Annotated in this window: 21 protein-coding genes and 1 pseudogene; 12 read left to right on the top strand and 10 right to left on the bottom strand. The window is 72.8% G+C overall.

Annotated elements, in window-relative coordinates:
- Positions 1–98: 98 nt before the first annotated feature.
- A complete protein-coding gene (locus ABZ452_RS28800; protein ID WP_357949417.1) occupies positions 99–956 on the top strand; it encodes a MerR family transcriptional regulator in 858 nt (285 codons plus the stop codon).
- Positions 953–1,942 (top strand): BtrH N-terminal domain-containing protein, encoded by a 990-nt coding sequence (locus tag ABZ452_RS28795; protein WP_357949414.1) that lies wholly within the window; start codon positions 953–955, stop codon positions 1,940–1,942. Before ABZ452_RS28800 ends, ABZ452_RS28795 begins: the two co-directional genes overlap by 4 nt.
- A 96-nt stretch (positions 1,943–2,038) precedes the next feature.
- Here the strand turns inward: ABZ452_RS28795 and ABZ452_RS28790 are convergent, their stop codons facing one another.
- The 3 genes from ABZ452_RS28790 to ABZ452_RS28780 form a co-directional block, all read right to left on the bottom strand.
- Positions 2,039–3,712, bottom strand: a complete 1,674-nt coding sequence (locus ABZ452_RS28790; RefSeq protein WP_357949411.1) for a cation:proton antiporter — start codon at positions 3,710–3,712, stop codon at positions 2,039–2,041.
- On the bottom strand, positions 3,709–4,101 hold the full coding sequence (locus tag ABZ452_RS28785) for a MerR family transcriptional regulator (protein WP_357949408.1): 393 nt from the start codon (positions 4,099–4,101) through the stop codon (positions 3,709–3,711). The genes ABZ452_RS28790 and ABZ452_RS28785 overlap by 4 nt, the downstream gene beginning before the upstream one ends.
- A 230-nt stretch (positions 4,102–4,331) precedes the next feature.
- Complete coding sequence (locus ABZ452_RS28780; protein WP_357949405.1) at positions 4,332–4,754, bottom strand: DUF6223 family protein; 423 nt, start codon at positions 4,752–4,754, stop codon at positions 4,332–4,334.
- A 217-nt stretch (positions 4,755–4,971) separates the two neighbouring features.
- Between ABZ452_RS28780 and ABZ452_RS28775 the strand changes: the two genes are divergently transcribed.
- From ABZ452_RS28775 to ABZ452_RS28740, 8 genes are all read left to right on the top strand, one after another.
- The gene (locus ABZ452_RS28775) at positions 4,972–6,087 is read left to right on the top strand and encodes a histidine kinase (protein ID WP_357949402.1); all 1,116 of its coding nucleotides are present in this window, start codon (positions 4,972–4,974) and stop codon (positions 6,085–6,087) included.
- Positions 6,084–6,746, top strand: a complete 663-nt coding sequence (locus ABZ452_RS28770) for a response regulator transcription factor (protein WP_357949399.1) — start codon at positions 6,084–6,086, stop codon at positions 6,744–6,746. Before ABZ452_RS28775 ends, ABZ452_RS28770 begins: the two co-directional genes overlap by 4 nt.
- A gap of 107 nt (positions 6,747–6,853) precedes the next feature.
- Positions 6,854–9,775: a BTAD domain-containing putative transcriptional regulator gene (locus ABZ452_RS28765; protein WP_357949396.1), complete on the top strand. Its 2,922-nt coding sequence runs from the start codon at positions 6,854–6,856 to the stop codon at positions 9,773–9,775.
- 69 nt (positions 9,776–9,844) lie between these two features.
- Complete coding sequence (locus ABZ452_RS28760) at positions 9,845–10,084, top strand: hypothetical protein (protein ID WP_357949394.1); 240 nt, start codon at positions 9,845–9,847, stop codon at positions 10,082–10,084.
- Positions 10,085–10,148: 64 nt separating this feature from the next.
- Positions 10,149–10,631 carry a hypothetical protein gene (locus ABZ452_RS28755; protein WP_357949392.1) on the top strand — a complete coding sequence of 161 codons (483 nt, stop codon included), beginning with the start codon at positions 10,149–10,151 and terminating at the stop codon, positions 10,629–10,631.
- A gap of 2 nt (positions 10,632–10,633) precedes the next feature.
- Positions 10,634–12,412 (top strand): ABC transporter ATP-binding protein, encoded by a 1,779-nt coding sequence (locus ABZ452_RS28750; RefSeq protein WP_357949389.1) that lies wholly within the window; start codon positions 10,634–10,636, stop codon positions 12,410–12,412.
- Positions 12,409–12,720 (top strand): S24/S26 family peptidase, encoded by a 312-nt coding sequence (locus ABZ452_RS28745; protein WP_357949386.1) that lies wholly within the window; start codon positions 12,409–12,411, stop codon positions 12,718–12,720. The genes ABZ452_RS28750 and ABZ452_RS28745 overlap by 4 nt, the downstream gene beginning before the upstream one ends.
- Positions 12,721–12,724: 4 nt before the next feature.
- Positions 12,725–13,225, top strand: a complete 501-nt coding sequence (locus tag ABZ452_RS28740; protein ID WP_357949383.1) for a MauE/DoxX family redox-associated membrane protein — start codon at positions 12,725–12,727, stop codon at positions 13,223–13,225.
- A gap of 60 nt (positions 13,226–13,285) precedes the next feature.
- Here the strand turns inward: ABZ452_RS28740 and ABZ452_RS28735 are convergent.
- The 3 genes and pseudogenes from ABZ452_RS28735 to ABZ452_RS28725 all read right to left on the bottom strand — a co-directional run.
- Positions 13,286–13,609, bottom strand: a pseudogene (locus ABZ452_RS28735) (FAD-dependent monooxygenase); the annotation flags it as partial.
- A gap of 15 nt (positions 13,610–13,624) precedes the next feature.
- The gene (locus tag ABZ452_RS28730; RefSeq protein WP_357949381.1) at positions 13,625–14,713 is read right to left on the bottom strand and encodes a CapA family protein; all 1,089 of its coding nucleotides are present in this window, start codon (positions 14,711–14,713) and stop codon (positions 13,625–13,627) included.
- Between the two features lie 28 nt (positions 14,714–14,741).
- Positions 14,742–15,077, bottom strand: a complete 336-nt coding sequence (locus tag ABZ452_RS28725) for an SgcJ/EcaC family oxidoreductase (RefSeq protein WP_357949379.1) — start codon at positions 15,075–15,077, stop codon at positions 14,742–14,744.
- Between the two features lie 23 nt (positions 15,078–15,100).
- On the opposite strand from ABZ452_RS28725, the gene ABZ452_RS28720 reads away from it, so the two are divergent.
- On the top strand, positions 15,101–15,499 hold the full coding sequence (locus ABZ452_RS28720; protein WP_357949377.1) for a MarR family transcriptional regulator: 399 nt from the start codon (positions 15,101–15,103) through the stop codon (positions 15,497–15,499).
- Between the two features lie 76 nt (positions 15,500–15,575).
- Here ABZ452_RS28720 and ABZ452_RS28715 read toward each other — a convergent pair whose 3' ends face one another.
- Both ABZ452_RS28715 and ABZ452_RS28710 read right to left on the bottom strand, forming a co-directional pair.
- Positions 15,576–16,061: a hypothetical protein gene (locus tag ABZ452_RS28715; RefSeq protein WP_357949375.1), complete on the bottom strand. Its 486-nt coding sequence runs from the start codon at positions 16,059–16,061 to the stop codon at positions 15,576–15,578.
- A 246-nt stretch (positions 16,062–16,307) separates the two neighbouring features.
- Positions 16,308–19,076 (bottom strand): BTAD domain-containing putative transcriptional regulator, encoded by a 2,769-nt coding sequence (locus tag ABZ452_RS28710; RefSeq protein WP_357949372.1) that lies wholly within the window; start codon positions 19,074–19,076, stop codon positions 16,308–16,310.
- A gap of 251 nt (positions 19,077–19,327) precedes the next feature.
- Here ABZ452_RS28710 and ABZ452_RS28705 point away from each other — a divergent pair, with 251 nt between their 5' ends.
- On the top strand, positions 19,328–19,789 hold the full coding sequence (locus tag ABZ452_RS28705; protein WP_357949369.1) for a hypothetical protein: 462 nt from the start codon (positions 19,328–19,330) through the stop codon (positions 19,787–19,789).
- A gap of 149 nt (positions 19,790–19,938) precedes the next feature.
- Here ABZ452_RS28705 and ABZ452_RS28700 read toward each other — a convergent pair whose 3' ends face one another.
- Positions 19,939–20,490 (bottom strand): DUF664 domain-containing protein, encoded by a 552-nt coding sequence (locus ABZ452_RS28700; protein ID WP_357949366.1) that lies wholly within the window; start codon positions 20,488–20,490, stop codon positions 19,939–19,941.
- Positions 20,491–20,780: 290 nt separating this feature from the next.
- The gene (locus tag ABZ452_RS28695) at positions 20,781–23,891 is read right to left on the bottom strand and encodes a M20/M25/M40 family metallo-hydrolase (protein WP_357949363.1); all 3,111 of its coding nucleotides are present in this window, start codon (positions 23,889–23,891) and stop codon (positions 20,781–20,783) included.
- Between the last annotated feature and the right edge of the window lie 5 nt (positions 23,892–23,896).

Raw genomic sequence — 23,896 nt, 5'->3', positions numbered from 1 at the left:
CCCGTTCCGTGATGATCTCTTCCAGGGTCGGTGCGGCAGGAGCCCGGCCGGGATTGACTCTCTCCCAGGGGCAGGGTCGAGGGTGTCGGGAGGCGTCGGTGACGAAGTTGATGCCGATCGGAGTGTTCGCGCGGGCGACCCGGCTGTCCGTTCGCGCACTGCGCAACTACGACCGGCTGGGTCTGCTCGTCCCGGCGCGGGTCGACCCGGATACCGGCTACCGCCGGTACAGCGTCGACCAGTTCCCCCGAGCGGGGCTGGTCCGGCGGCTGCGAGAGCTGGAGGTGCCGTTGCCCGAGATCGCCCAGATCCTGGCGGCCGACACCCCGGAGCAGGCACGCGCCGTCATCGAGCGGCACCGGGACCGCGTGGCCGCGTGGGCGGCCCGGCTGGACGAGATCGCCGGGCGGCTGGACGCCGTGCTGGCCGAGCCGGGGCGCGTGCCGGGCTGGCTGCACGTGTACGAACGGTGGCGGCCCGCCCAGCTCACCGCCGGCATGCTGGTGCGTACCCCGTCGGGCGGGCTGGCCGACGCGCTGGCGTCCGGGTTCGCGCGGCTGTTCGCCGGCCTCGCCGCGCAGGGGATCGCGCCGGCGGGGCCGGCCGGGACCCGCTACCTCGGCGACGACCTCGACGCGGCGGAGTGGGAGGTGGAGCTGTTCGTGCCGGTGGAGCGTCCGCCGAGGCCGACCGCGACGATCGCGGCCGGGGAACTCGCGGGCTGCCTGCTCGCCGCGACCGTCCACGAGGGCGGCTACGACGACGTCGAGACGGCCTACCGGTCGCTGGGGCGTTGGATCGCCGAGCAGGACCGGGTGCTGGCGGGTCCGGCCGAGGAGCGCTACCTCGTCCCGCCCGCGCCCGGCGTGCCCACGGCGGCGCTCCGCACGGAGATCGCCTGGCCGGTCCGGCCCCCGGCCGGCCCACCCCGACCAGGAGACCAGGACACGAAATGATCATCGAGAACGTGGCGTTCCCCGCCGGTCAGCACTGCGAGACCACCACGCTCGGCGCCCTGCTGCACCACCGGGGCCTCGACCTCTCCGAGCCCATGCTGTTCGGCCTCGGCGAAGGCCTCGGCTTCGTCTACTGGGACGCCAGGAACCTGGACTTTCCCTTCCTCGGCGGCCGCACCAAGCCGGCCACGATCACCCGGACGGTGGCCGACCGGCTGGGCCTGGCGCTGCATGTCCAGGAGACCGCCTCGCCGCGTAAGGCCTGGCAGACCGTCGCCGCCGCCCTCACCGCCGGACGACCGGTCGGCCTGCAGCTGGACTCCTACCACCTGGACTACTTCACCACGAAGGTCCACTTCGGGGGCCACTTCGCCGCGCTGTACGGCTACGACGACACCCACGCCCATCTCATCGACACCGCCCAGCAGGGCGGCACCGTGACGACCACGCTGGCGAGCCTGGAACGGGCCCGCAACGAACGCGGACCGATGACCGCCCGCAACCTCTCCTACTCCATCGGGAGCCTTACCGGCCGGCCGGAGCTGGGCGACGCCATCCGGACGGCGATCCGCAACAACGCGCACGCCTTCCTCAACCCACCCATCGCCAACCTCGGCCACCGCGGCATCGCCAAGGCGGCCCGACAGGTGACCCGGTGGCTCGACCGCTCGACCGACCCGTCCCGCGACCTCCCGCTGGCCGCGGCCCTGATGGAACGCGGCGGAACCGGCGGCGCCCTGTTCCGCACCATGTACCGCGACTTCCTCGCCGAATGCGCCACGATCGTCGACGACGACAACCTCCACCTCGGTCACCAGATGTACGCCGAGATCGCCCCGCTGTGGACCAGCGTCTCCGACCACGTCACGGCCGCCGGAGAAACCGGCGACCCGGAGCACCTGGCCCGCGCCTCGGCGACCCTCGCCGACCTCGCCGACAGGGAACGCCGGGCCATGCAGATCCTGAGCGGCATCCACCACCGGTGACAGGATGAACAGCAGCACGGCCGGCGCCACGAAGACGTGGTGCGTCGAGTCGTACAGCGAGGCGCGGACGTCGGCGGTCGGCTTCTCGTGGGCCTCCTACGGCATGCGGGTGGGCAGGCGGAGCTCCTCAAGGTCCAGTTCGCGTTCGAGGACGCGCAGCCCTTCGTCCGGCAGCCGGCCGGCGTCCCGCCACCGCAACAGCTCCTCGCGCTGGACATCGATCGCGGCCCGGCGGATGCGCAACGCCGCTTCGTACTCGGGTGAGACCGGCATCCCGGACAGGTCCGCCGACTGGAGCAGGTCGAGGCGGCCGCGGTAGCGGGTCAACCGGCTCTGCAGCTGCGCGCGCATCGTCTCGACGGCGTCGATGTGCTCCGGTTCCTCGACGACGATCTCCGAGAGCCGGGCCAGGGCGGCCTCGACGGATGCCGACCGTGCCTCGTTCCGGATCCGGACCTGATCCGCCTCGTCGGCACGCAGACCCAACGCGCCCACCAGCGGCGCGAAGGTGAGCCCCTGACCGACCAGCGTCACGAGTACGACGATGAAGGCGCAGAACAACAGCAGATCCCGGTCCGGGAACGGCGCCCCGCTGTCGGTCACGAGCGGCAGGGTGAAGATCGCGGCGAGGGTGATGACCCCGCGGGTGCCGGACCAGCTGAGCGCGACGACCTCGCGGCCGGTCAGCCGCCGGGCGTTGCGCGCTTCCGAGGCGGCGCTGCGGGTGGAGCCGGCGGTGTCGTCGTCGTCCTCGGAGGCGCCGCCGAGGCGGGTGTGCATCCAGCGAGGGAGCGACTGGTTCAGGACCAGCCACAGCGGGCGCAGGAGCAGGACCACGCCGGACGAGACCGCCACGGCGATGACGATCGTGGAGGTGTCGTACTGCCGCAGCCCCTTCACGACCTCGGGCAACTGCTGCCCGATCAGGAGGAAGACGAACCCCTCGAGAAGGAAGTCGACCAGCCGCCACACCGCGCTGGTCTGGAGCCGGCTGGCGCCGGAGGCGAGCCGGGGCGTGTGGTGCCCGACGATCAGCCCGGCGACCACCACCGCGAGGACCCCCGAGACGTGCAACTCCTCGCCGAGCAGGAACGCCACGAAGGGGGTGGCGAGCGAGATCGCGTTGGACAGCAACGGATCCCTGGTCAACGGCCGGGCCAGACGCACACCCCACGCGACCGCGGCGCCCACCACGAGTCCGCCGGCCGCCGCGAGAACGAACTGTGCGGCGGCCGCGGGGAAGGAGAAGGTGCCGCTGACGGCCGCGGTCACCGCCACGCTGAGGATCGTCAACGCGGTGGCGTCGTTGAGCAGCCCCTCACCCTGGATGATGGTGACCAGCTTCGGCGGAAGATTCACCCGCCGGCCCACCGCGAGCGCCGCCACCGGGTCGGGAGGCGCGACGGCCGCGCCGACCGCGACACCTGCGGCCAGGGTCGCCCCGGCGACGAACAGGTGGAACCCCAGCCCGATGGCCAACGCGGTCACGAGCACCAGGACCACGGACAGGCTGACCACGATGCGCATGTTCCTGCGGATCGCCAGCAGTGACGAATCGAGCGCCGCGCTGTAGAGCAACGGTGGCAGGACGATGGTCAGCACGATGTGCGGGTCCAGCGTGATGTTCGGTCCCGGTAGCAGCGCGTAGAGGATGCCGATCAGCGTCAGGAGCGCCGCCGAGGGCAGACCGGTGCGCGAGGCCAGCCACCGCGCGAAGATGATGACCGCGACGGCCGCCAGGACGAACACCAACAGGCTCTCGGGACTCACGTACTCATTTCCTCCTCACGTCCACCACGTCCGGCCGCCGCCCGGCGGGTGCGGTTCAGGCTGATCAACTCGTCGAGCGACTCCCGCGTGAGGGTCAGATCGGCGATGTGGCTGCTCAGCTTGTCGCGTTCCTCGGTGAGGCGGGCGAACGCGGCGTCGCTGTTGGCGTCGCTCGGCGCCTGCCGGCAGGGAAGTACCTCGAGGATCGTCTGGCTGGACAGGCCCGCCGCGTACAGCCGCTGGATGTAGCGGACGAGGTCGACGTCGTCCTCGGTGTAGTAGCGATGCCCGCCGGTGCTGCGCTTGCTGATCAACAGGCCCTGCTCCTCGTAGTAGCGCAGCGACCGGACGCTCACCCCGGCCCGCGCTGCCAGGTCGCCGATCCGCATGACTCCCCCGTGTCGTCCGCTACCCGGGCTTGAAACTCACATCGTGTGAGGTTTTTAGCGTACAGGTCCCGACGGGCAGGAGCGGCGATCCCCCGCATGACGCCCGCCCCCCGCCACCCGGTGCGCAGGGCGACGGCGGTGCGGATACGGGCGGCCCAGCCGGCCGGCAGGAACGCGCCGGCGGCGACGGTCTCCCCGCGCCCGCGACCACCCGCCGCCCCGTCGAGCGGTCAGGCAGCGCTGCGGGAGCGGGCCAGGGCGAGCCAGCCGAGGATCGCGGCGATCAGGCCGATCGCCAGAGCCAGGAAGCCACCGACGATCCCGTAGCCGGTGCCGGGACCGCCCTTCGCGGCGGCCACCACCAGCCCGCCGACGACCATGCCGGTCGGCCCGGCCACCAGGGCCACGACGGCCCCTCGCCTGCCGTTGCCGTTGCCGATCCGCCCGGCGGAGCGGGCCAGCGCAAGCCCACCGACGACCACGCCGGCCAGCGCCACCAGTACGGCCACGCTGCCCACGAGTCGCCCGGTGGTCAGGGTGGTGGGATCGGCCGCGGCCGACGGGGCCGAGACGTGCGCGGCCGCCGGTGTGGCAAGCCCGAACCCCCCGACCAGGGCGGCTGCGGTGGCGGTGAACAGGCGACGGGTGGACATGAGGTGCTCCTTCTCCTTCGAGGATCGGACGTGTCTGATCCTGTCCGCCGGCCCGCCACCTGTCGTCCTGCCGGCGCGGGCACTTCACGCTGCCGCGTGCGACGCATCCGGCTGCCACGGATGTGGCAGAACACGGCCGGGTACCGCGTCCGCGGTAGCCGGCCGATCGTCCGCGCGCAGGAGTCGCCCGGGGTGGACATCCCGCTAGGGTGCGCGCATGGGTAAGGGACGGATCGGTGTCAGCGACTGGGTGGTCGCCGTCGGCGTGGCGGCGATCCTGCTGGTCACCGGGCTGTCCGGGCAGCACTCCACCACCGGCCCCGACCTGCTCGGGTACGCGCTGCTGACGGCCGGCGGCCTGGCGCTGGCCGCGCGCCGCCGCGCCCCGGTTCCCGTGCTGGCCGTCACCGGGCTGTGCGCGGTGGGGCACCAGGCGGCCGGCTTCGACGTGCCGGCCGTCGCGTACCTGTTCGCGGTGTACGCCGCCGTGCGGGCCGGACACCGTACCGTCACCGTGGCGGCGAGCGTGCTCATGCTGGCCGCTCTCCCCGTCGCGGCGATGGTCTCCGGCCTGCACGACACGGGCGAGGCGTTCGCGCAGGCCCGGGGCGCCCTCGAGCTGGCCTGGCTGATCGCCGCCGGAGCGGCGGGCGAGGCGCTGCGACAGGCCGAGCGCCGGGCGGACGAGGCCGAGCGCACCCGCGAGGAGACGGCGCGGCGCCGCGCCGACGAGGAGCGGCTGCACATCGCACGGGAGCTGCACGATTCGCTCACCCACCAGATCTCCGTCATCAAGGTGCAGGCCGAGGTCGCCGTCCACCTGGCGCAGAAGCGGGGCGAACAGGTGCCGGAGTCCCTGCTGGCGATCCGGGAGGCCGGCCGTGAGGCGGCCCGGGAGTTGCGCGCGACCCTGGAGGCGCTGCGCGACGACGACCGGAGCCGGCCGCATGGCCTCGACCAGGTTCCGGACCTGGTGCAACGGGCCCGGACGGCCGGCCTGGACGCGAAGCTGTCGATCGAGGGACGCCGGAACGACGTGCCGGCCGCGGTGGACCGGACCGCATACCGGATCGTCCAGGAGTCGCTGACCAACGTCGCCCGTCACGCCGCCGCCACCAACGCCTGGGTCCGGATCGACTACCGCCCCGACGCCCTGCTCATCCGGATCGACGACGACGGCGGGACCACGCCGGACAGCGCTCCGGTGCCCGGCGTCGGGCTGCTCGGGATGCGCGAACGGGTCACCGCCCTCGGCGGTCACCTGATCGCGGCGCCGCGCCGCGAGGGCGGCTTCACCGTCCAGGCCGAACTTCCCGTCGACCAGCTCTCATGATCCGTGTCCTGCTGGTCGACGACCAGCCGCTCCTTCGCAGCGGATTCCGCGCGCTCCTCGACATCGAGGACGACATCGAGGTGGTCGCCGAGGGCGCCGACGGCGGCGAGGCCGTGGCGCTGGCCCGGGAGCACCTGCCCGACATCGCGCTCATCGACATTCAGATGCCGGTCGTCGACGGCATCGAGGCGACCCGCCGCATCGCCGCGGATCCGGCCCTGGCCGGGGTACACGTCGTCATCCTGACCAACTACGGACTGGACGAGTACGTCTTCAACGCGCTGCGCGCCGGCGCGGCCGGGTTCCTCGTCAAGGACATCCAGCCGGAGGACTTCCTGCACGCCGTACGCGTCGCCGCCCGCGGCGACGCCCTGCTGGCACCATCGATCACCCGCAAGCTGATCAACCGGTACGTCACCCAGCCCCTCCACACCGGCGCCGACGCGAGGCTGGACGAGTTGACCAACCGCGAACGCGAGGCCGTCGCCCTGGTCGCGCAGGGACTGTCCAACGACGAGGTCGCCGATCGCATGGTGATCAGCCCGATGACCGCGAAGACCCACATCAACCGGGCCATGGCCAAGCTCCACGCCCGCGACCGCGCCCAACTCGTGGTCCTCGCCTACGAGTCGGGCCTGGTGTCCCCGCGCACCGCCTGACACCCGGTCGGCGCGGGACGGCGGTTGCCGGCCGCCCTCCCGGAGACCCCGGCGCCCACCGGATACTCGCGAGCGCGACCCCGCGGACGCCGCGCTAGCTTTGCGCAGTGCGTGGGTATCGGATCGGCGTTCTCGGACGGACCGAGCTGAGCGTCGACGGGGTGGCCGTGTCCCTGGCCCCGCTGGAGCGGGCGTTCGTGGCGAGCATGGCGGCCCACAGTGGACGGATCGTCTCCGTCGACCGCCTGATCGACGGCCTCTGGCCGGAGCACCCGCCCGCCGGGGCGCGTAACCGGGTGCAGGCGATCGTCGCCTCGATCCGGCGCGCGACGACGCCGGAGCTGATCCTCACCCTCTCCCCCGGCTACCAGTTGAACGCCGCGGTAGTCGTGGACGCGGCGGAGTTCGCCGACGATGTGCGGGCCGCCACCGCCGCCACCGCCGCCCGCTGCGCCGTGGAGCTGCTCGACCGGGCCCTGGCGCGCTGGCGCGACGAGGCCTTCGTCGACGTCAGCACGAGCCTGGTCGACGTCGAGCGCGACCGGCTTCGCGAGCTGCGCGAGCACGCGGTCGAGCTGCGCGTCGACGCGCTGCTGTCGCTCGGCCTGCACCAGGACCTGGTGCCGGAGCTGACCACGCTGGTGCGGGATCGGCCCCTGCGGGAGCGGCTGCGCGGCCAGCTCATGACGGCGCTGCACCGCAGCGGCCGGCAGGCGGAGGCACTCGCCGTGTACCGGGACGGGGCCCGGGTGCTCGCGGAGGAGCACGGCATCGACCCGGGGCCGGAGCTGCAACAGCTGCACCGGGAGATCCTGGGCAGCGAGCGGGAGGCGTCCCGGCGGGCCTGGGTGCGGCCCAACCAGCTTCCCGGCGTCACCGGCGACTTCGTCGGGCGGGACAAGGAGCTCGGGCTGCTGCTGTCGCTGCTGGGGCGCACCCCGCCGGCCGCCGGGGCGGCGCAGGTCGTCGTGGTGACCGGGCTCGCGGGAACGGGCAAGACCACGCTGGCGCTGCGCGCGGCGCACGAGAGCCGGCACCGCTTCCCCGCCGGATGCCTGTACGCGGACCTGCGCGGCAACACCGCCGACCCGGCGCGGCCCGGCGCGGTGCTCGGCGCCTTCCTGCGCGCCCTGGGAGTGGCCGGCACGGCCATCCCGGCGGCGGCCGAGGAACGCGCGGCGCTGTATCGATCCGTGCTCGCCGACGATCCCATGCTGGTGATGCTCGACAGCGCCGCCGATGCCGCGCAGGTGCGCCCACTGCTGCCACCCGGTGGCAGCAGCGCGCTCGTCACCAGCACGGCGGCGTTATCCGGACTCCCCGGCACCGAGGTCGTCGCGCTCGACGTCCTGCCCCTCGACGACGGCCTGGAGCTGCTGGCCGGGCTCGCCGGCGCCGAACGGATCAACCGGGAGGCCGCGGCCGCCGCCGCCGTCGTGGAGCTGTGCGGTCGCCTGCCGCTGGCGTTGCGCATCGCCGGCGTGCGGCTGGCCGAACGGGAGGCCATGACCGTGGCACGGCTGCGCGAGCGGCTGCGCGACGAGCGGCGCCGCCTCGACGAGCTGTCGCTCGACGGGCTCGACGTGCGCAGCAGCTTCACCGTCGGGTTCGAGCGGCTGTCCCCGCCCGCCGCGCGGCTGCTCGCGGTGCTCAGCCGTACGACGCTGCGCAGCTTCGGCATGTGGGACGACACCACCGAGCCGCTGCTGGAACAGCTGTGCCGGGCCCACCTGCTGACCGCCGAGCCCGGCGGGCGGGTGCGGATGCACGACCTGGTCCGGCTGCACGCCCGGGAGCGCACCGACGTCACCGGCCAGCAGGTGATCGACTGGTACGCACGGCTGCACGCGTACGCCGAACGTGCCGACGCGGCGCTGCCCTGCAGGATCCTGCCGGGAGCGGATGCGGAATCGGTGCTCGACGCCTGGGACGCCGTCGACTGGTTCGAGGCGGAACGGGAGAACCTGGTCGCGGCGGTGCGGGACCTGCTGGAGCTGGACGCGGTCGACCTGGCCGGGCGGCTCGCCTGCACGATGGGCAACTTCGCGACGATGCGCAGCCAGCACCTGCCCGAGTACGTCGACTGCCTGCGCGGCGTGCTCGACCGCCACGCCGACCTGCCGGTGCCGACCCGGACGGCGCTGCGGCTCCACCTGGGCACCGCCTACCGCATGCTGGACCGGCACGCCGAGGCCGTGCCGCTGCTGCGCGCCGCACACCGCGACAGCCGGGGACCGCTGGTGGCGTACCGGCTCGTCGCGCTGCAGGGCTACTCGCTGTGCTGCCGTCAGCTCGGCCGGTTGCGGGAGGCGGACGCCGCGCTGCTGCTCATGGTGCGGTTGTCGGCCGCGCACTGGCCGGTCGGCCCGGTCGGCGGACACGTGCTGCTGGCCCTCGGCATGCAGTACGGGCAGTACCAGCACACCTCCCCGTTCGCCCACGCCGCCTGCGCCGCGGCCCGGCGGCTCTTCGCCGACGGCGGCGACCTGTGGGGCGAGGCGCTCGCGCTGGAGAGCCTCGGGCTGCTGCACCGGCACGCCGAGCGGTGGCCGCAGGCCCTGGAGCACCTGCGGCGGGCGGTGGCCGCCGCGCGGCGGCTCGGTGACCGGATGAGCGTGACCACCGCCGAGCAGGCGCTGGCCGCGACGCACCTCGCCGCCGGCGACCGCGACTCCGCGCGACGGCTGCTGACCCGTACGGCGCCGGCGTTCCGCGGGATGCGCCACGAGTGGGGCGAGGCGATCTCCCGCCGGCTGCTCGGGAAGGTGCACCTCGAAGAGGGGGACGCGGGCCGGGCGGTGGCCGAGCTGGAGGGCTCGGTGGCGATGCTGCGGGGCATCGGGCAGCCGTTCCCGCTGGCGAACTCGCTGAGCCTGCTGGCCCGGGCGCAGGCCGCGCTGGGGCGGTACGACCGGGCCGTCGCGCTGGGCGAGGAGGCGCTGCGCATCTTCGAGCACTTCGACGCCGCGTACGCCGGTGACCTGCGCGAATCGCTGGCGTGCTGGCGGCGCGCAGCGGGTGCGCAGTAGAAGCGCAGGGCGGGCGCAGCGGCGACCGGCACAGTGACGGGCAACCACCCCTCACAAGGAGGTCTGCCCATGACCAGGATCATCAACCGGGTCGGCGACGCCATGCTCGGCAAGGTGCTCGGCCGCGAGGAGGCCGGCGCCTGCGTGCCGGAGAACGGCAAGGCGTGCGCGTGCGTCGCGTCCGACGGCTACTGCTCGGGCGGCGTCTACTTCCGCCGTTACCGGCAGGGCTACTACAACTGCAACGGCGCCTGCGTGACCTCCACGTCCCGGTCGCTCTGCTACGTCAAGAAGGCCGGCGTCTGCTGACCTGATCTCCCCTGGGGGCCGCGCCGGCCGGCGCGGCCCCCGCCTGACTCGCCGAGGAGTTCCCATGCCGGGTTTCGCCTACGTCGCTCTCGCTGTCGTCGGCGCCGTCGCCGTGCTCAACCTCGTCCTGACCCTGGCGCTGGCCCGCCGGCTACGCGAGGCGCAGGCCGGCCACGCCCACGACGGCGAGCCCGTCCCCGAGGTGCTGCCCGCCCCGGGCCTGCGGGTCAGCGGCTTCGCGCACGCCGATCTGACCGCCGGCCGGCGCACGGTGGTCATGCTGACCCCGACCTGCCCGCCGTGCCAGACCCTCCTGGACGACCTCACCGCCGACGCCGACCGCTACCGCGACGACACCCTCGTCCTCATGATCGGCACGCCGGAGGAGACCGCCGCGCTCGCGCCCCGCCTGACCACCTTCGAGACGGCGACGATCTCCGAACAGCTCGCCGAGCGCGAGTTCCAGGTCAAGGGCTTCCCCGCCGTGCTGTCGATCGTCGACGGCGTCGTCGTGGACGCCGGCCACCAGCTTCCGGTCCTGGCCTGATCGTGGCCACGCTGCGAGCCGCCCTGCGGCTGGGTTGCGCCGAGCCGAAGGCGCTCACCGCCGTGGTCGCCCTCGTCCTCGTCGGCGCGGCGCCGCCGCTGGGCGTCGCGTGGTTCACGAAGCTGCTGTTCGACGAGGTCGGGCGGGGCCGCTCGGCCAGCCCGTCGACCGCGACCTGGTACGCCGTGGCGATCGCCGCCCTGGGCGCCCTGGCGGCGATCGCCAACCGCCTGTCCGGCTACTTCACCACGGCGTTGCAGCACGCGATCACGATCGCCGCCGAGGTGCGGCTGTACCGGAAGCTGAACGGCTTCCTCGGCCTTCGCCCCTTCGAGCAGCCGGCGCTGCGCGATCGGCTGGCCCTGGCCCAGCAGGCCGCCGACCAGACGCCGTACGTGGTCGTCATGTTCGCGGTCAACGTGGCCCAGAACGTCGTGACGGTGGGTGGCTTCGCCGCGATCCTGACGTCCCTCTGGCCGCCGGCCGGCCTGCTCCTGCTCGCCGTGGCCGTGCCCGAGTTCCTCATTCAACTGCGGCTGTCCCGCCGGGCCGCGCGGGCTGTGGAGGACAGCGCCGGCCTGTTCCGGGCCCGATTCCTGTTCCAGACCGTGCTGACCGACCTGCGCGCCGCCCGGGAGGTGCGCCTCTACCATCTCGGCCGGTTCTTCCACGACCGGCTCACCGGCGCCGTGCGGGCCGCCGCCCGGATCGAGCTGGCCGCCGCGCGGCACGCCACGGCGGTGCAGACCTGCTGGGCGCTGGCCGGCGTCGCCGCGACACTCGCCGCGACGGTGGTCGCGGTGAACGCCGCGGTCCGCGGCCGCCTCAGCCTCGGTGACCTCACCCTCCTGCTGGCCGCGCTCGCCGCGGCCCACAGCGGCCTGGCCGGCATCGCCGGTCAGCTCGGCGAGGCGGGCACCGCCATGCGGCTGTTCCGGCACTACGTCGCCGTTCTCGACACTCCCGCCGACCTGGTCGACGGGACCCGGCCGGCCCCGCCGCTGTGCGCCGCGATCCGGTTCGAGGACGTGTGGTTCCGCTACGACGAGGACGGTCCCTGGATCCTCCGGGGCGTCGACCTCACCATCGACGCCGGCGAGGCCGTCGGGCTCGTCGGTCTCAACGGGGCCGGCAAGAGCACCCTCGTCAAGCTGCTCTGCCGGTTCTACGACCCCGACCGCGGCCGGATCACCTGGGACGGCGTGGACCTTCGCGACCTGCGGGTCGAGACGGTGCGCCGGCGGATGGGGGCGGTGTTCCAGGACTTCATGTGCTACGACCTCACCGCCGCGGAGAATGTCGGCATCGGCCGGCTGCCGCACACGCCCGAGCAGGTCGAGGCCGCCGCCGCCCGCGCCGAGATCCACGACCGCCTCCGCGACCTCCCCCACGGGTACGCCACGCTGCTCAGCCGCACCTTCGCCGACCAGGACGGCGAGCCCGGGGTGACGCTCTCCGGCGGGCAGTGGCAGCGGGTCGCGCTCGCCAGGTCCCTGATGCGCGCCGACGCCGACCTGCTGATCCTGGACGAGCCCAGCTCCGGGCTCGACGCCGACGCCGAGACCCGCGTGCACGCCTCGCTGGCCCGGATCCGCCACGGCCGTACCGGGCTCCTGATCTCCCACCGGCTCAGCACCCTGCGCGACGCGCGGCGCATCATCGTGCTGGACGCCGGGCGCGTCATCGAGTCGGGGGCGCACGACGAGCTGATGGCGGCCGACGGCGAGTACGCGCGCCTGTTCCGCCTCCAGGCCGGTGGCTACCAGTTGGCGGCGACGTGACCGGCTGGCTGCGCCGCCGCTGGCGCGTGGTGGTCGTACGCGGGCACAGCATGGCGCCGACGCTGCACGACGGCGATCTGCTCGTCGTCCGGGTCGGGCGGACACCGGCCGCCGGTGACCTCGTCGTCTTCCGGGCCCGCGACGTCGTCCCGGAGGCGGAGCTGACGTGGATGGTCAAGCGGGTGCACCGGATCGAGCCCGACGGCGCCGTGACGGTACGCGGGGACAACGCCCGCAGCCAGGACTCGCGGCATTTCGGAGCGGTGCCACGCCGGGCGATCCTCGGCGTGGCCAGAGGGAGGCGATGACCCCGTGTACGTCGAGATCGGGTGCCGGGTGCTGCTCGGCACGGTGCTGTTGGCGGCGGCGGTCGGCAAGGTCTCCGGCCGGGCCGCCTACCGCGAGTTCACGCGCTCGGTGCGCGACATGGGCTACCGGCCCCCCGGCCCGCTCGCCGCGGCCGTGGTCGCCGCCGAGTTCACCGCCGTCGTGCTGCTGGCGGTGTTCCCGCCGGCCGGCTTCCTCTGCGCGGGCGCCCTCCTGCTCGTCTTCACGGTGGCCGTCGCCACGAACCTGCGGCGGGGCGGGGCCACCTGCCGCTGTTTCGGCCGCACCGCCGCGCCGCTGGGCCGGCACCACGTGTGGCGCAACGTGGTCCTCATCGGCTGCGCCGTCGCCGGCGCGCTCGCACCGGCCGGACCCGTACGGCCGGGCGAGGCGGTCCTGATCGTCGTCGGTGCGCTGCTCGCCGGCGTGCTGGTCGTCATGCTGGACGAGCTGCGCTACCTGTTCGGCGCGACCAGCGGCACGTGACCTCCGGGTCGCCCGCCACCGGACTGCTCCGGCGATCTGCCCGCACGCGGCGGGCCGCCGTCACCGGCCGAGCCGCGCGGCCATCCGGCGGCGCAACGGCGGCACCGCGCCGGTGATGCGCATCGTCGTGCGGACGGCGGCCCGGCCCAGGCGGCTGCCCGACCCGGCCTGGCGGGCGTTACGCAGTGACTGCTTCACGGCGGCGAAGCCGTAGTCGAGCATCTGCCGCTCGTAGTCGTGCAGGGCCGGCAGCAGGGCCGACCTGTCGGCAGCGACCTCGGTGAGCCGGTGGCACAGCAGTTCGGCGTCGCGCAGTGCCGTGTTGGCGCCGATCCCGGCCATCGGCGTCATGTTGTGGATGGCGTCGCCGAGGAGGGTCACCGACGTGGTCTGCCAGGCTCAGGGGCGCCTCGCCGTGAGGCCGGTGCAGCGCCTCGCCGCGGCGATCCTGTCCTCGATGCGCTCGCGGGCCGCGCCGGACACGAGGACGGGCTGCCCGGTGCCGGACACCGTCGCCGGCAGGAACTCGGTGCGGGTCACCGTCCGCCCGCGCACGGTCAGCCGCAGGACGCCGGAGTCGGTGCTGTGCGACTCGCTGTACCAGAGGAAGTTACCGAGCCCGTAGTGCACGTAGGTCTCGCCCAGCCAACCGTCGGCGAGCAGGGTGTGCGCGTGGGTGCCGACCACGATGTCCGCCCCGGACGCGGCCAGCCGTCGGGCGAACGTCGTCATCTCCCCGGTCGGGCAGGGGTTGCCCTCGACGCCCCAGTGCATGAAGACGATCACCAGGTCGGCCCGGTCGCGGGCTGCTCGCACGGCGGCGTCGGCCCGGGACCTGTCGAAGGCCATCGCGATGCCCGGGCGGCTCTGCGTCGCTTTCCACTGCGCGGCCAGGTCGTGCACCTGCGACATGCCCAGCACCGCGACGCGCACGCCCTGCACGGTGCTCAGCCAGGGCGCGTACGCCGCGTCGGCGTCGCGGCCCGCCCCGAACACCGGGAAGGCAGCGTCCGCCGCCGCGTCCAGCGTGTCCGACAGCCCGACCTGGCCGTAGTCGAGGGTGTGGTTGTTGGCGAGCGACACCGCGTCGACCCCGGCCGCGCGAAGCGCCGTGAAGGCGGTCTCCGGCGATCGGAACCGATAGCGTTTGGGCTCCGGGGTGCCGCGGTCCGTCACCGCCGTCTCAAGATTCACCACCGTGACGTCGGCGTCGCGCAGTACCGAGGCGGTGCGGCCGAATGCCGTCCGCGGGTCGTCGAGCAGACGCAGCGTGCGGCCCGTGAAGTGCACGTCGCCCGCGAAGGCCAGCCGCAGCTCGACCGGCGGGGCCACGCCCGGCCCGCCGGTGCTCGGCGACGCCCCGGCGTCCGACCCGGTCGCGGCCGGCGGCTGCCATTCGGCCGCCGGGCGATCCGTGGTGGTGCACCCGGCCACCGCGGTCCCGATCGCCAGCGCCGCCAGCGCCATACGCACCATGGTGCTGATCACCGGCACAGGATAGTGAGGCCGACCGGAGTCATGGGGTCGAGCGGGTCATCAGCCGCCCCATGAGGGTCTTCGCCCACGGGTGGTACCGGGTGTTCTGGAACGCCGCGACGATCCAACGGTCCCCGTCGCGGCGCAGGACCGTCGTGTTCGTCGACAGGCGCTTCGCCGACGGGACGGTCCGGCCCCTCTGCCAGCGCATGATGATGCCCGCGCGCTGCACCACGATCGCCGTCGCGGGGTCGGTGAAGCGGATCGCGCGCTCGACGACGGCGAGCCGGGAGCCGCGCATGATGCCGTCGAACAGGGGCCGGTGGCCCGCGGCGATCTCGTCCCGGCCGGTAATCACGGTGCCGTCGAACGCCACGCCGCGACCTCAGCGGTGCGGTCGTGCTGTTCCACCAGGCCGTCGCGGCGCGCCTGGGGCTGTCGGCCGGCGACCTGAAGACGCTTGAGCTCATCGCCACCGACGGGCCGTTCAGCGCGAGCGAGCTGGCCCGGCGCACCGGGCTGACCGCCGCGGGAATCACCAGCGTCGTAGCGCGGCTCGCGGCCGGCGGCTACGTCGTGCGGGAGACCGACCCCGGCGACCGCCGACGGGCGATCATCCGCGCCGCCGACGCCGAGCACCCGGAGCTGGCAGACGCGTTCGCCGGGCTCGGCCGGGCGCTCGGCGGCGTCATCGCCGACTACGACCCGGCCGAACAGGCGGCGATCGTGAGCTACCTGCGCCGCACGATCGACATCCTGCGCGAGCAGACGATCCGGCTCGGACCAGGATCCGATTGACCCACCTGCCGCGCCGGGGAATGACGAGCCGTCGCATGCGCCCCGCCGTGGCAGGGCGCCGCCGGGCCTCCCCCGGTCAGGCCGAGGCGGAGAAGGCGGCGATCAGCCCGAACATCCCGCAGCAGAGCAGTCCGCCGACGCCCAGGATGACGAGCAGGATGCTGTAGTTCGACCACAGGCCGAACCGGGTCACGTCGGTGCCGTAACCGTCGTGCACCCGGTTGCGCCAGCCCCCGAAGCGGAACGACAGGTGGTGCACCGCCCCCGGCTGCGCGGCGAGCGTGGTCGTGATGACGGGGATGCCCATGAAGTCGGTGTACCGGACGTCGTGCGGACCGGCCGGGACCGCCACGTGCCAGGTGCCCTCGCCGGGAATGGCCACCACCCGACGGTCGATCTTGAACCGGCTGGTCACCGGGGCCGGCACGAGGTACGGCCCCCGGTTCACGGAGACGACGAGCACCGCGCACCCCGGCGGCGGCGCGATCGGGTGGGGGTACGCGATCAGCGGCGTCGCAGCGCCGGGCATCGACGGGTGCGGCAGAGGGGGGACGTAGGACACGGCCAGATTCTGGCACGGCGGCGCACGCCCGCAGCCGCCACGCCCGGCGGCACGGACAGCACCGCCGTGCGTGCCGTCACCCCAAAATCGCCGCCTCCGCCCACCACGGTCAGCACGACGTTGCCACCGCCCGCGTGCGCTCCTTCGCCGAGGCGGCCCACACCCTCGCCGCAGAAGGTCACTAGGCGAGGGGTGCGCCGACCGCGGGACGTGTCCCGACGCGGGCAGGGCTCGACGTGGCGTTCCTCAGAGGAGCTGCGCGAGCTGGCCGCGTACCGCGCCGGCGTCCGGGTGATCGAGCTGTTCCAGGATCGCCAGCGCCTCCCGCCACGCCGCGCGGGCGCCCACCCGGTCACCGGCGGCGCGGCGGGCGCTCCCGAGATGGGTCAGGACGATGCTCTCGTCGTACCTGATGCTCAGCTCCCGGGTCAGGGCGAGCGCGCTGCGGAAGCACTCGGTCGCCCGCACGTGGTCGCCGAGGTCGAGATGGACGTGACCGAGGCTGTCCCAGGCCTGGGCGGCGCGGCGCCGGTCGCCGGTCCGCTCGTGCAGGACGAGGGCCCGCCGGCAGTAGCCGAGCGCCTGCCGGTGCTCCCCGAGGTGGGTCAGGTACCAACCGATCGCGTTGAGCCCGTCGGCCTGCCCGGCCACGTGCCCGAGGGCCTGGTAGAGCGCGAGCGCCTGACGCGCCTGCGGCAACGCCTCGGCGTAGCGGCCCTGCCGGTCGAGCACCCAGGCCAGGTTGAGCCGGGTGTGCGCCTGGCCGGTGCGGTCGCCGGTCTGTTCGAACCGCGCCAGGGCGCGCTCGAAGTGCCGGCGGGCGTCCTCGTTGTCCCCCAGCTTCGCCCTGGCCCGCGCCAGGCCCCAGTGCGCGTGGGCCAGACCGCGGCGGTCGTGGAGGCGTCGCGCGGCCGTCATCGCCAGGTCCTGCACCGCGGCCAGGTCGTGCCAGTAGGCGTGGACGTCGAGGAAGTCCAGCAGCGTCCACGCCAACTGCCAGGCGCGGCGGTCGGCGCCGGTGCGGACCGCCTGCCCGACGGCGGCCAGGAGCACCGCCTTCTCCGCCCTGAACCAGGCGAGCGCCTCCTCGTAACAGGCGAGGACCACCGGGGCCGCGCCGGGCTCGGGCGCCGAGTCGGTGATCGGATCCCGATGCGGGTCCAGCAGGCGGGCGGCGCCGTCGGCGGTGTGCAGGTAATGGTCGAGCATCCGGCGCCGGGCACGCCGCTGCGCACCGGGGTCGTCGTGGTCGTGGGCCAGCTCTGCGGCGTACCGGGCGAGGAGGTCGTGGCAGGCGTAGCGCCCGGGGGCCGACTCGCCCAGCAGGTGCGCGCGGGTCAGCTCCGTCAGGAGTGGCCGCACCGACGTGGTCGACCGGCCGGCGAGGCTCGCCGCGGCCGACGCGGTGAGGTCCGGGCCGGAGTGCAGGCTCAGCAGCCGGAGCAGCCGGGCGGCCTCGCCCGTGAGGGTCCGGTAGGACCAGGAGAAGACGGCTCGGATGTCGGTGGCGACGTCCCCGCCGTCGAACGGATCCAGCGCGGCGGCCGGGACGTCGGCGGCGTGCCGCAGCTCGGCGGTCAACGTGGCGAGCGGAAAGTCGGGCCGGGTGACGGCACGCGCGGCGACGATGGCCAGCGCGAGCGGCAGCCGCGCGCACCGGGCGATGAGCTCGTCGACCCCGCCCGGATCGGTGGCCAGCCGGTTCGCACCGAGACGTCCGGCCAGCAGCTCCCGGGACTCCCGCGTCGACAGCAGATCCAGCGTCACGGGGTGCCCACCCTCGCTCACCACCAACGGGGTCAGCTGGTCGCGGCTGGTGACCAGGACGAGGCAGCCGGGTGCGGCGGGCAGCAGCGGCCGGACCTGCGCGACGTCGCGGGCGTTGTCGAGGACGACGAGCACCCGCCTGCCGGCCAGCAAGCTGCGGTACAGCCCGGCCTGCGCGGTCGGCTCGACGGGAATCCGCTGCGCCGGCACCCCGAACGCGTCGAGGAAGCCACGGATCGCCGTGGCCGGATCCACCGGGCAGCCGTGATCGGCGAAGCCACGGAGGTCGACGTACAGCTGGCCGTCGGGGAACTCGCCGGCCATCCGGTGTGCCCAGTGCACGGCCAAGGCGGTCTTGCCCACGCCGGCAGTGCCGGACACGACCGCGATGGGCGGGGTACCGGGCTGGCCGGCACGTGACGCCCGCGCGGAGCGCAGCAGGGCGTCGAGCCTCGCCAGCTCCGGACGGCGGCCGGCGAAACCCCGCACGGCCACGGGCAGCTGGGCGGGTGGCGGTGCCGGATGGGAGACCGCGCCGGCCACCCGGATCGGCCCGCACACCGCCGCCGGCGGCGCCAGGTCGGCGTCCTGCCGAAGGATGGCGGCGTGCAGCTGACGCAGTGCCGGGCCCGGATCGACTCCGAGCTCCGTGGCCAGGGCGGTGCGCAGCCGCTGGTAGGCCGCCAGCGCGTCGACCTGGCGGCCGTCGCGGTACAGCGCGAGCATCAGCCGGTGGTGGATCTGCTCGTGGTACGGATGCTCCGCGGCCAGGCGCGCCAGCTCCGGTACGAGCGACGCGTGCTCACCCAGCGCCAGCCGCGCGTCGGTCAACGCCTCCCGGGCCGACAGCTCCAGTCCCGCCAACCGCTCGGCCTGCTCGTCCAACCAGCGCAGCCCGACCAGGTCCGCCAGCGGCCGTCCCCGCCAGAGGGCCAGGGCGGCGCGCAGGGCAACGACGCGCTCGGCGGGATCCCCCGATTGCCTGCTCTCACCGATCAACCGCTGCGCGAGGTGCAGGTCGGTGGCCTCCTCCGCCAGGTCGAGGACGTAGCCGTGTGGACGTACCGTGATGGCCGCCCTTCCGCCGAGCACCCCCCGCAGGTACGAGATGTGACGTTGCAGGGAGTTCTTCGCGGTGGCCGGCGGCGTCCCGTCCCAGACGATCTCGATGAGCAGGTCGGAGTGCACGGCGTCACCGGCATGCAGGGCGAGTGCCGCGAGCAGGGCCTTGCGCCGTAAGCCGGGCACCGGCCGAGCGCGATCCCCCTCGGCGACGTCGACCGGCCCGAGAAGTCGGACCTGAATGGTCGCCACCTCCACTCCTCAGCGGTCAACCAATCGAATGCTAGCGATCGCCGGGCCGCCCGGGTCAACGCGCGTCAGGTTCACGTCAGCGCCGGATGAGACCGTGCGACGGCGCGACGGTCAGCACGCCGCGGCGCGATCGAGCGACCGTGCCCCGCGCGCAGGACAAGCCCGATCAGAGGAAGTGAGAGACCATGAAGCTCAGGCACGCCATCCGCAGAACGTTGACCGTCCTCACCGCGGCAACGGTGGTCGCCGCCGGAGCGGTCGCCGGGACCGCGGCCCCGGCGCTCGCCGTGACCGCGAAGCTGGAGATCTTCCTGCAGTGCCAGACCAACGACGGCCGGTACTGGGACTACACGGTCCAGGTGAGCGGCGCCACCTCGCGCTGGTACTACGACAAGTACTCGGTCGAGGTCCGGATCTGGGGCGACGACGAGTGGAGCGACGACCTGCTCGGCGGCCCGTACCGGACGTTATACGACAACAGCTCGGGCGGCGGGCCGGGCTACTACACCTTCGCCGTGTGCATGAACAGCTCGACGCTGAACGAGGACGTCGGTCTCGACGACATCTACGCCGGCGTGCGGGTCTACAACGCCAGCGGTGTGAACAGCGAGACGGCGGAGTCGAACCGCTGGTACGGCTACTTCTGACGAGCGGCATCCTCGCCGCCGGCGGCCAGGGCCCCCGACGGCGGGCATCGAGGAAGCCGACGCCCGGACCAGTGTTCCCGCTGGTCCGGGCCTTTCCTGTCGGCCACCAGCCGGCCGAGGACCACGTCACCCGCCGCGGGCAGAGGGACTCATGCCTCGCCGTGCACCATCCACTGCTTTCCGTCGATCAGCTCCCGGGCGGCGTCGAGATGACCGGCGTGGCATGCGGTTTCGGTGATCACATGCAGCATGACTTCGAGGGTGGTGTGCAGCCGGAAGCTGCCAAACCTGTTCGCGGGCCACCAGGCCGGCGGGGTGTCCATCGGGGTTTCACGAATGACCGTGTTGGCCGCGTCGATGCAGGTGCGGTACCGGTCCAGGATGTCCTCCGGCGATACGGACCGGTCGACGTTCCACACGTTCTCGGTGTGTGGCAGGGATGCGATCACCGAGGTTTGGCCGGCGACGACGGCGTTGAACCAGAACCGCTCGACGTCGAGGGCGAGATGGTTGACCAGACCGAGGCAGCTCCATCCGGACGGCAGCACGGGACGGCGCAGGTCCGTGTCGCTCAAGCCCTCCAGAGCGCCGGTGATGTGACGGCGCTGCCCGTCCAGACAGGACCGCAACGTGGCGGTCAGTTCCGCCTCGGCGGCGATGGCGAGCGGGAAGTCCTTGAGCGCGAACGTCGGGTCTTTCATCGGGCTCTCCTTGCGTCACCCTGGTCGCTGACACCCAGGTGACGACTGGGCGGGGCCGATCCGGACCGGCACGTGGAAAGTTGTGGGAGGCGGATCGCGACGAACCCCCGGGGCCGCTTCTGATCCGTGGCCTCGGCGGTGTCCTCCGGAACGGTCTGCCAGCGGCACGTGCGGAGTGCTTGACGGCAGCCGTGACAGCAACCCACAGGAACGGCCACGCCCAAGGCGCACGAACGGAGTGGAGCCACTACCGAAGGCAGTGGCTCCACTCCGTTGTCAATTTCCAGGCGTCACACGATGGAGATCGATCGCACCTGGGTGTTGCCCTTGGTGTCGACGTACACCTTGTAGTCGCCGACGGTGTAGGTGCCGGCAGCGTTGTTGTCGATGGTGAACGTGGCCGTCACCGGAGACGCGCTGCCGTCGACACGGGTCTGCTGCACCGTGATGGTCAACTCGTTCGTGTTGCCCTTCAGCTTCTTCACCACCGCCGACGGCTTCGCGTCGACGACCGCGTTGGCGACGGTCACGTAGACCGCGTCGGGCGAGGAGAACTCCGCGTTCTTCTGACCGTCACCGAACACGAAGAAGCCCCGCTGTTCGACGGCCCCGCGCCCGGGGAACGGATCCGGGTTCGAGGCCAGGTACGTCGGGTTGAGCTTGTACAGGTCCGTCTTGGAATCCGCGAGCCTGGCCTGCACCCCGGTGTACGGCGCGTCGGTGATCGCGAGGTTGACCGACAGGTAGATGGCGTCGGGGTTGTTGGCCGACATGCGCGAGGAGAAGTACTTGTCCGTACTCTGCCCCGCGGGAACGGCCAGCGGCACGACCTTGTCGCCGACGAGGATGTTGAACTGGAAGTCGCCGTAGCCCCCCGCGACGAACTTCGCCCACGCCGCGTCCGACATGTGGTCGGGGCGCTCCACCTTGAACTCCAGACGCATCGGCGCCACGTACGTGCTGGTCTGGTACTCGGGGTCGGTCAGGGGCAGGTAGACCCCTCCCGGGGCGTGCCCCAGCTCGAAAGCCGACGCCGTCGGGGTCGAGTTGCCGCGCCCGTTCCACATCGGGATGTTGAACGAGGTGGCGCCGAGCAGGGCCTGGTTGCCCAACTGGCTCGTGCCGACCGCGGCCGACGCGTCCTTGTAGGTGCCGATGGTGACGTCGAGCAGGTCGAGGTCCGCCCGGTCGGCGTTCAGCCCCGGCATGTCCGCCCACATGAACTTGGCACCGGCGGGCCCGGAGTACCGGGCCATCTCCAGCATGCCATCGGCCATGATCTTGGTCATCTGCACCGCCGAGTCGACCTTCATCCGCTCGTTGGCCGTGTGCCACCAGCGCTCGTTACCCGGGATGACGGCGCCGAAGGCGGTCATCTTGTTGCGGAAGCTGCTGGCCAGAGTGCCACCGGTCGTGCCCTGCGGATAGACCACGTCCCGGAGGGAGTACGGGTCCGCGAACTCCCCCGGGTTGCGGTCGATCGAGGCCTGGTAGCTGCCGAACTGAAGAGCCGTCAGCGGATTGTCGTGCGTGACGTACAACCCGGCGCCGACGGGCGAGCCGAGGGTGCCGATGGTGAACCCCTTCGCCTGGAAGGCGGCCGTGACCGCCGCCGTCGCCTGGCCGGAGTCAGCCGCGGTGACGTGCATGCTGCGCACATACATCGGCATGCTGAGGCTGCCGGAGGCGTCCGTGTAGAAGCTCGTCGGGGTCTCCGAATTGATGCCGCCCATGAGGGCGAACGTCAGGTTCGGCGTGCCGTTGCTCGGGTTGCGCAACAGGTTCGCCGGGATGCCCATGTACTTGCCGATATAGGCCTCGCCTTCGACACCGTCGCGGAAGAACAGGTCGGCGATGCCGTCGGCGGCCTTCTTCAACTGCAGGTCGGCGGCCGTGCTTCCCAATGCGCCGAGCCCCTTGGAGAGGAGGAACATTCCCCACACGACGGCATTCTTGCCGTACTGCGGGGTCGGCATCTCCATCGCCACATCGGTGTTGATCTCCAGCGTGAGCGAGTCGCCGGTGATCGTGGCCTGCACCTTGGGCGTGGTGCGGGGAGCAGCCGGGAGCCAACCCTTCGTGGTCGCGGCAGCGGTGATCGCCGACACGAATCGGTCGCGCTCGGTCGAGCTGGCCCCCGCCACGTCGAGGGTGAAGGTGGCCCGCGAGGCGATCTGCGTGGTGCTGCCGTAGGCGATGTCCTTGAGCGTCGGGTCGCCTTCGCGCAGGGTGACGCCGGCCGTGGCAGCCGTCAGCCGGAAGGCCTTGGTGCTGTCCGCGGACAAGCTCATCGACACCGACGGGGTCACCGATCCGGAGTTGCCGACGATGACCGGGAACCGCGAGTCGGAGGTGTAGGCCGCGATCGGGATCTCTTCCCGGTTGAGGTTCTTGTAGGCCCAGTTGTCGTAGAAGCTCGGGTTCGAGTTGTACGGGATGGACTGGAAGGTGGCCGTGTTCGTCGTCGAGGGCGTGCCGGGGCCGCCGTCCTCGTAGATTCCCATGACGATGCGGATGCGTCGGTCGAGGGGCAACCCCGCCTCGAGCAGCGCCTTGGCCGCGAGCAGCGTCGCCAGCGTCGGACCGCTGTCGTCCTGGATGCCCGCCCCGTAGACCCAGCCGTCCTGGACATAGGGCGAGTGGTACGCACCCGGAGTGCCGAGGTTGCCGTCGGCGTCCCGCCAGCGCGCCAGCTGGGCCGGCGAAACGGAAGCCGTCGGCGAGTCGAGGTGGCTCAACGCCATGACCATCTCCGGGGCGTCCGGATCACCGATCTCCGCGTAGACGTACTTGTCGGGTTGGCGCTGGACGACCACCGGGAAACCCAGGTCGGTGGCCAGCTTGACCACCCAGGCGAGCTTGGCGACCTTGCGGTCGTACTCGTTCTGGTTGGCTGCCGTGTTGCTGACCGGGAAGGGGTACGCCGTCGCGGCCGTGCCGCCTCGGGAGATGGAGTCGTAGCTCGACCCGTCCAGCATCGCCCCGACCAGAGTGAGCGGGTCGTAGGTGCCGTCCCCCGCCCGCGCGCTGTTGACCCGTCCCGCCAACGCCTCGACTTCCGCGTGGATCGCGTCGCGCTCGGCGTCGGTCACCGACAGGTCGTAGGTGACACTCGGCTGGAAACGCTCCTCGCCGAGGCTGGCCGCGGACGCGTGGGGCATGGGCGCAACGGTCGCCGCGAGGGACCCGGCGAGCAGGACGGAGAAGATGGTCGTCCGTCTGTTTCTCATAGAAGCTCCAGAACAGGGGGGATGACGCTGTGGCGACAGCACACGCCAGCCGTGCCGCCAGTGGCCGACGGAGCGGGATTTCTTGAGGATGATCTGAGAATCGGCCGGTGCCGTCAGCTTGCTGCCAGACGCCGGGCAGCCCGGTGGGGCACCAGGCTGCCGGCGGATCACCGTCG

The organism is Micromonospora sp. NPDC005707 (genome assembly GCF_040631005.1).
Lineage (GTDB): Bacteria > Actinomycetota > Actinomycetes > Mycobacteriales > Micromonosporaceae > Micromonospora.
Note: the sequence above shows the minus strand (reverse complement) of the source record. Positions and strands in the feature narration are given on the sequence as shown.

Coding starts and splice junctions, on each gene's coding strand:
- ABZ452_RS28705 (WP_357949369.1), top strand. CDS start 19,328: ATGAAGCTCAGGCACGCCATCCGCAGAACGTTGACCGTCCTCACCGCG.
- ABZ452_RS28780 (WP_357949405.1), bottom strand. CDS start 4,754: ATGTCCACCCGTCGCCTGTTCACCGCCACCGCAGCCGCCCTGGTCGGG.
- ABZ452_RS28760 (WP_357949394.1), top strand. CDS start 9,845: ATGACCAGGATCATCAACCGGGTCGGCGACGCCATGCTCGGCAAGGTG.
- ABZ452_RS28755 (WP_357949392.1), top strand. CDS start 10,149: ATGCCGGGTTTCGCCTACGTCGCTCTCGCTGTCGTCGGCGCCGTCGCC.
- ABZ452_RS28775 (WP_357949402.1), top strand. CDS start 4,972: ATGGGTAAGGGACGGATCGGTGTCAGCGACTGGGTGGTCGCCGTCGGC.
- ABZ452_RS28770 (WP_357949399.1), top strand. CDS start 6,084: ATGATCCGTGTCCTGCTGGTCGACGACCAGCCGCTCCTTCGCAGCGGA.
- ABZ452_RS28795 (WP_357949414.1), top strand. CDS start 953: ATGATCATCGAGAACGTGGCGTTCCCCGCCGGTCAGCACTGCGAGACC.
- ABZ452_RS28785 (WP_357949408.1), bottom strand. CDS start 4,101: ATGCGGATCGGCGACCTGGCAGCGCGGGCCGGGGTGAGCGTCCGGTCG.
- ABZ452_RS28700 (WP_357949366.1), bottom strand. CDS start 20,490: ATGAAAGACCCGACGTTCGCGCTCAAGGACTTCCCGCTCGCCATCGCC.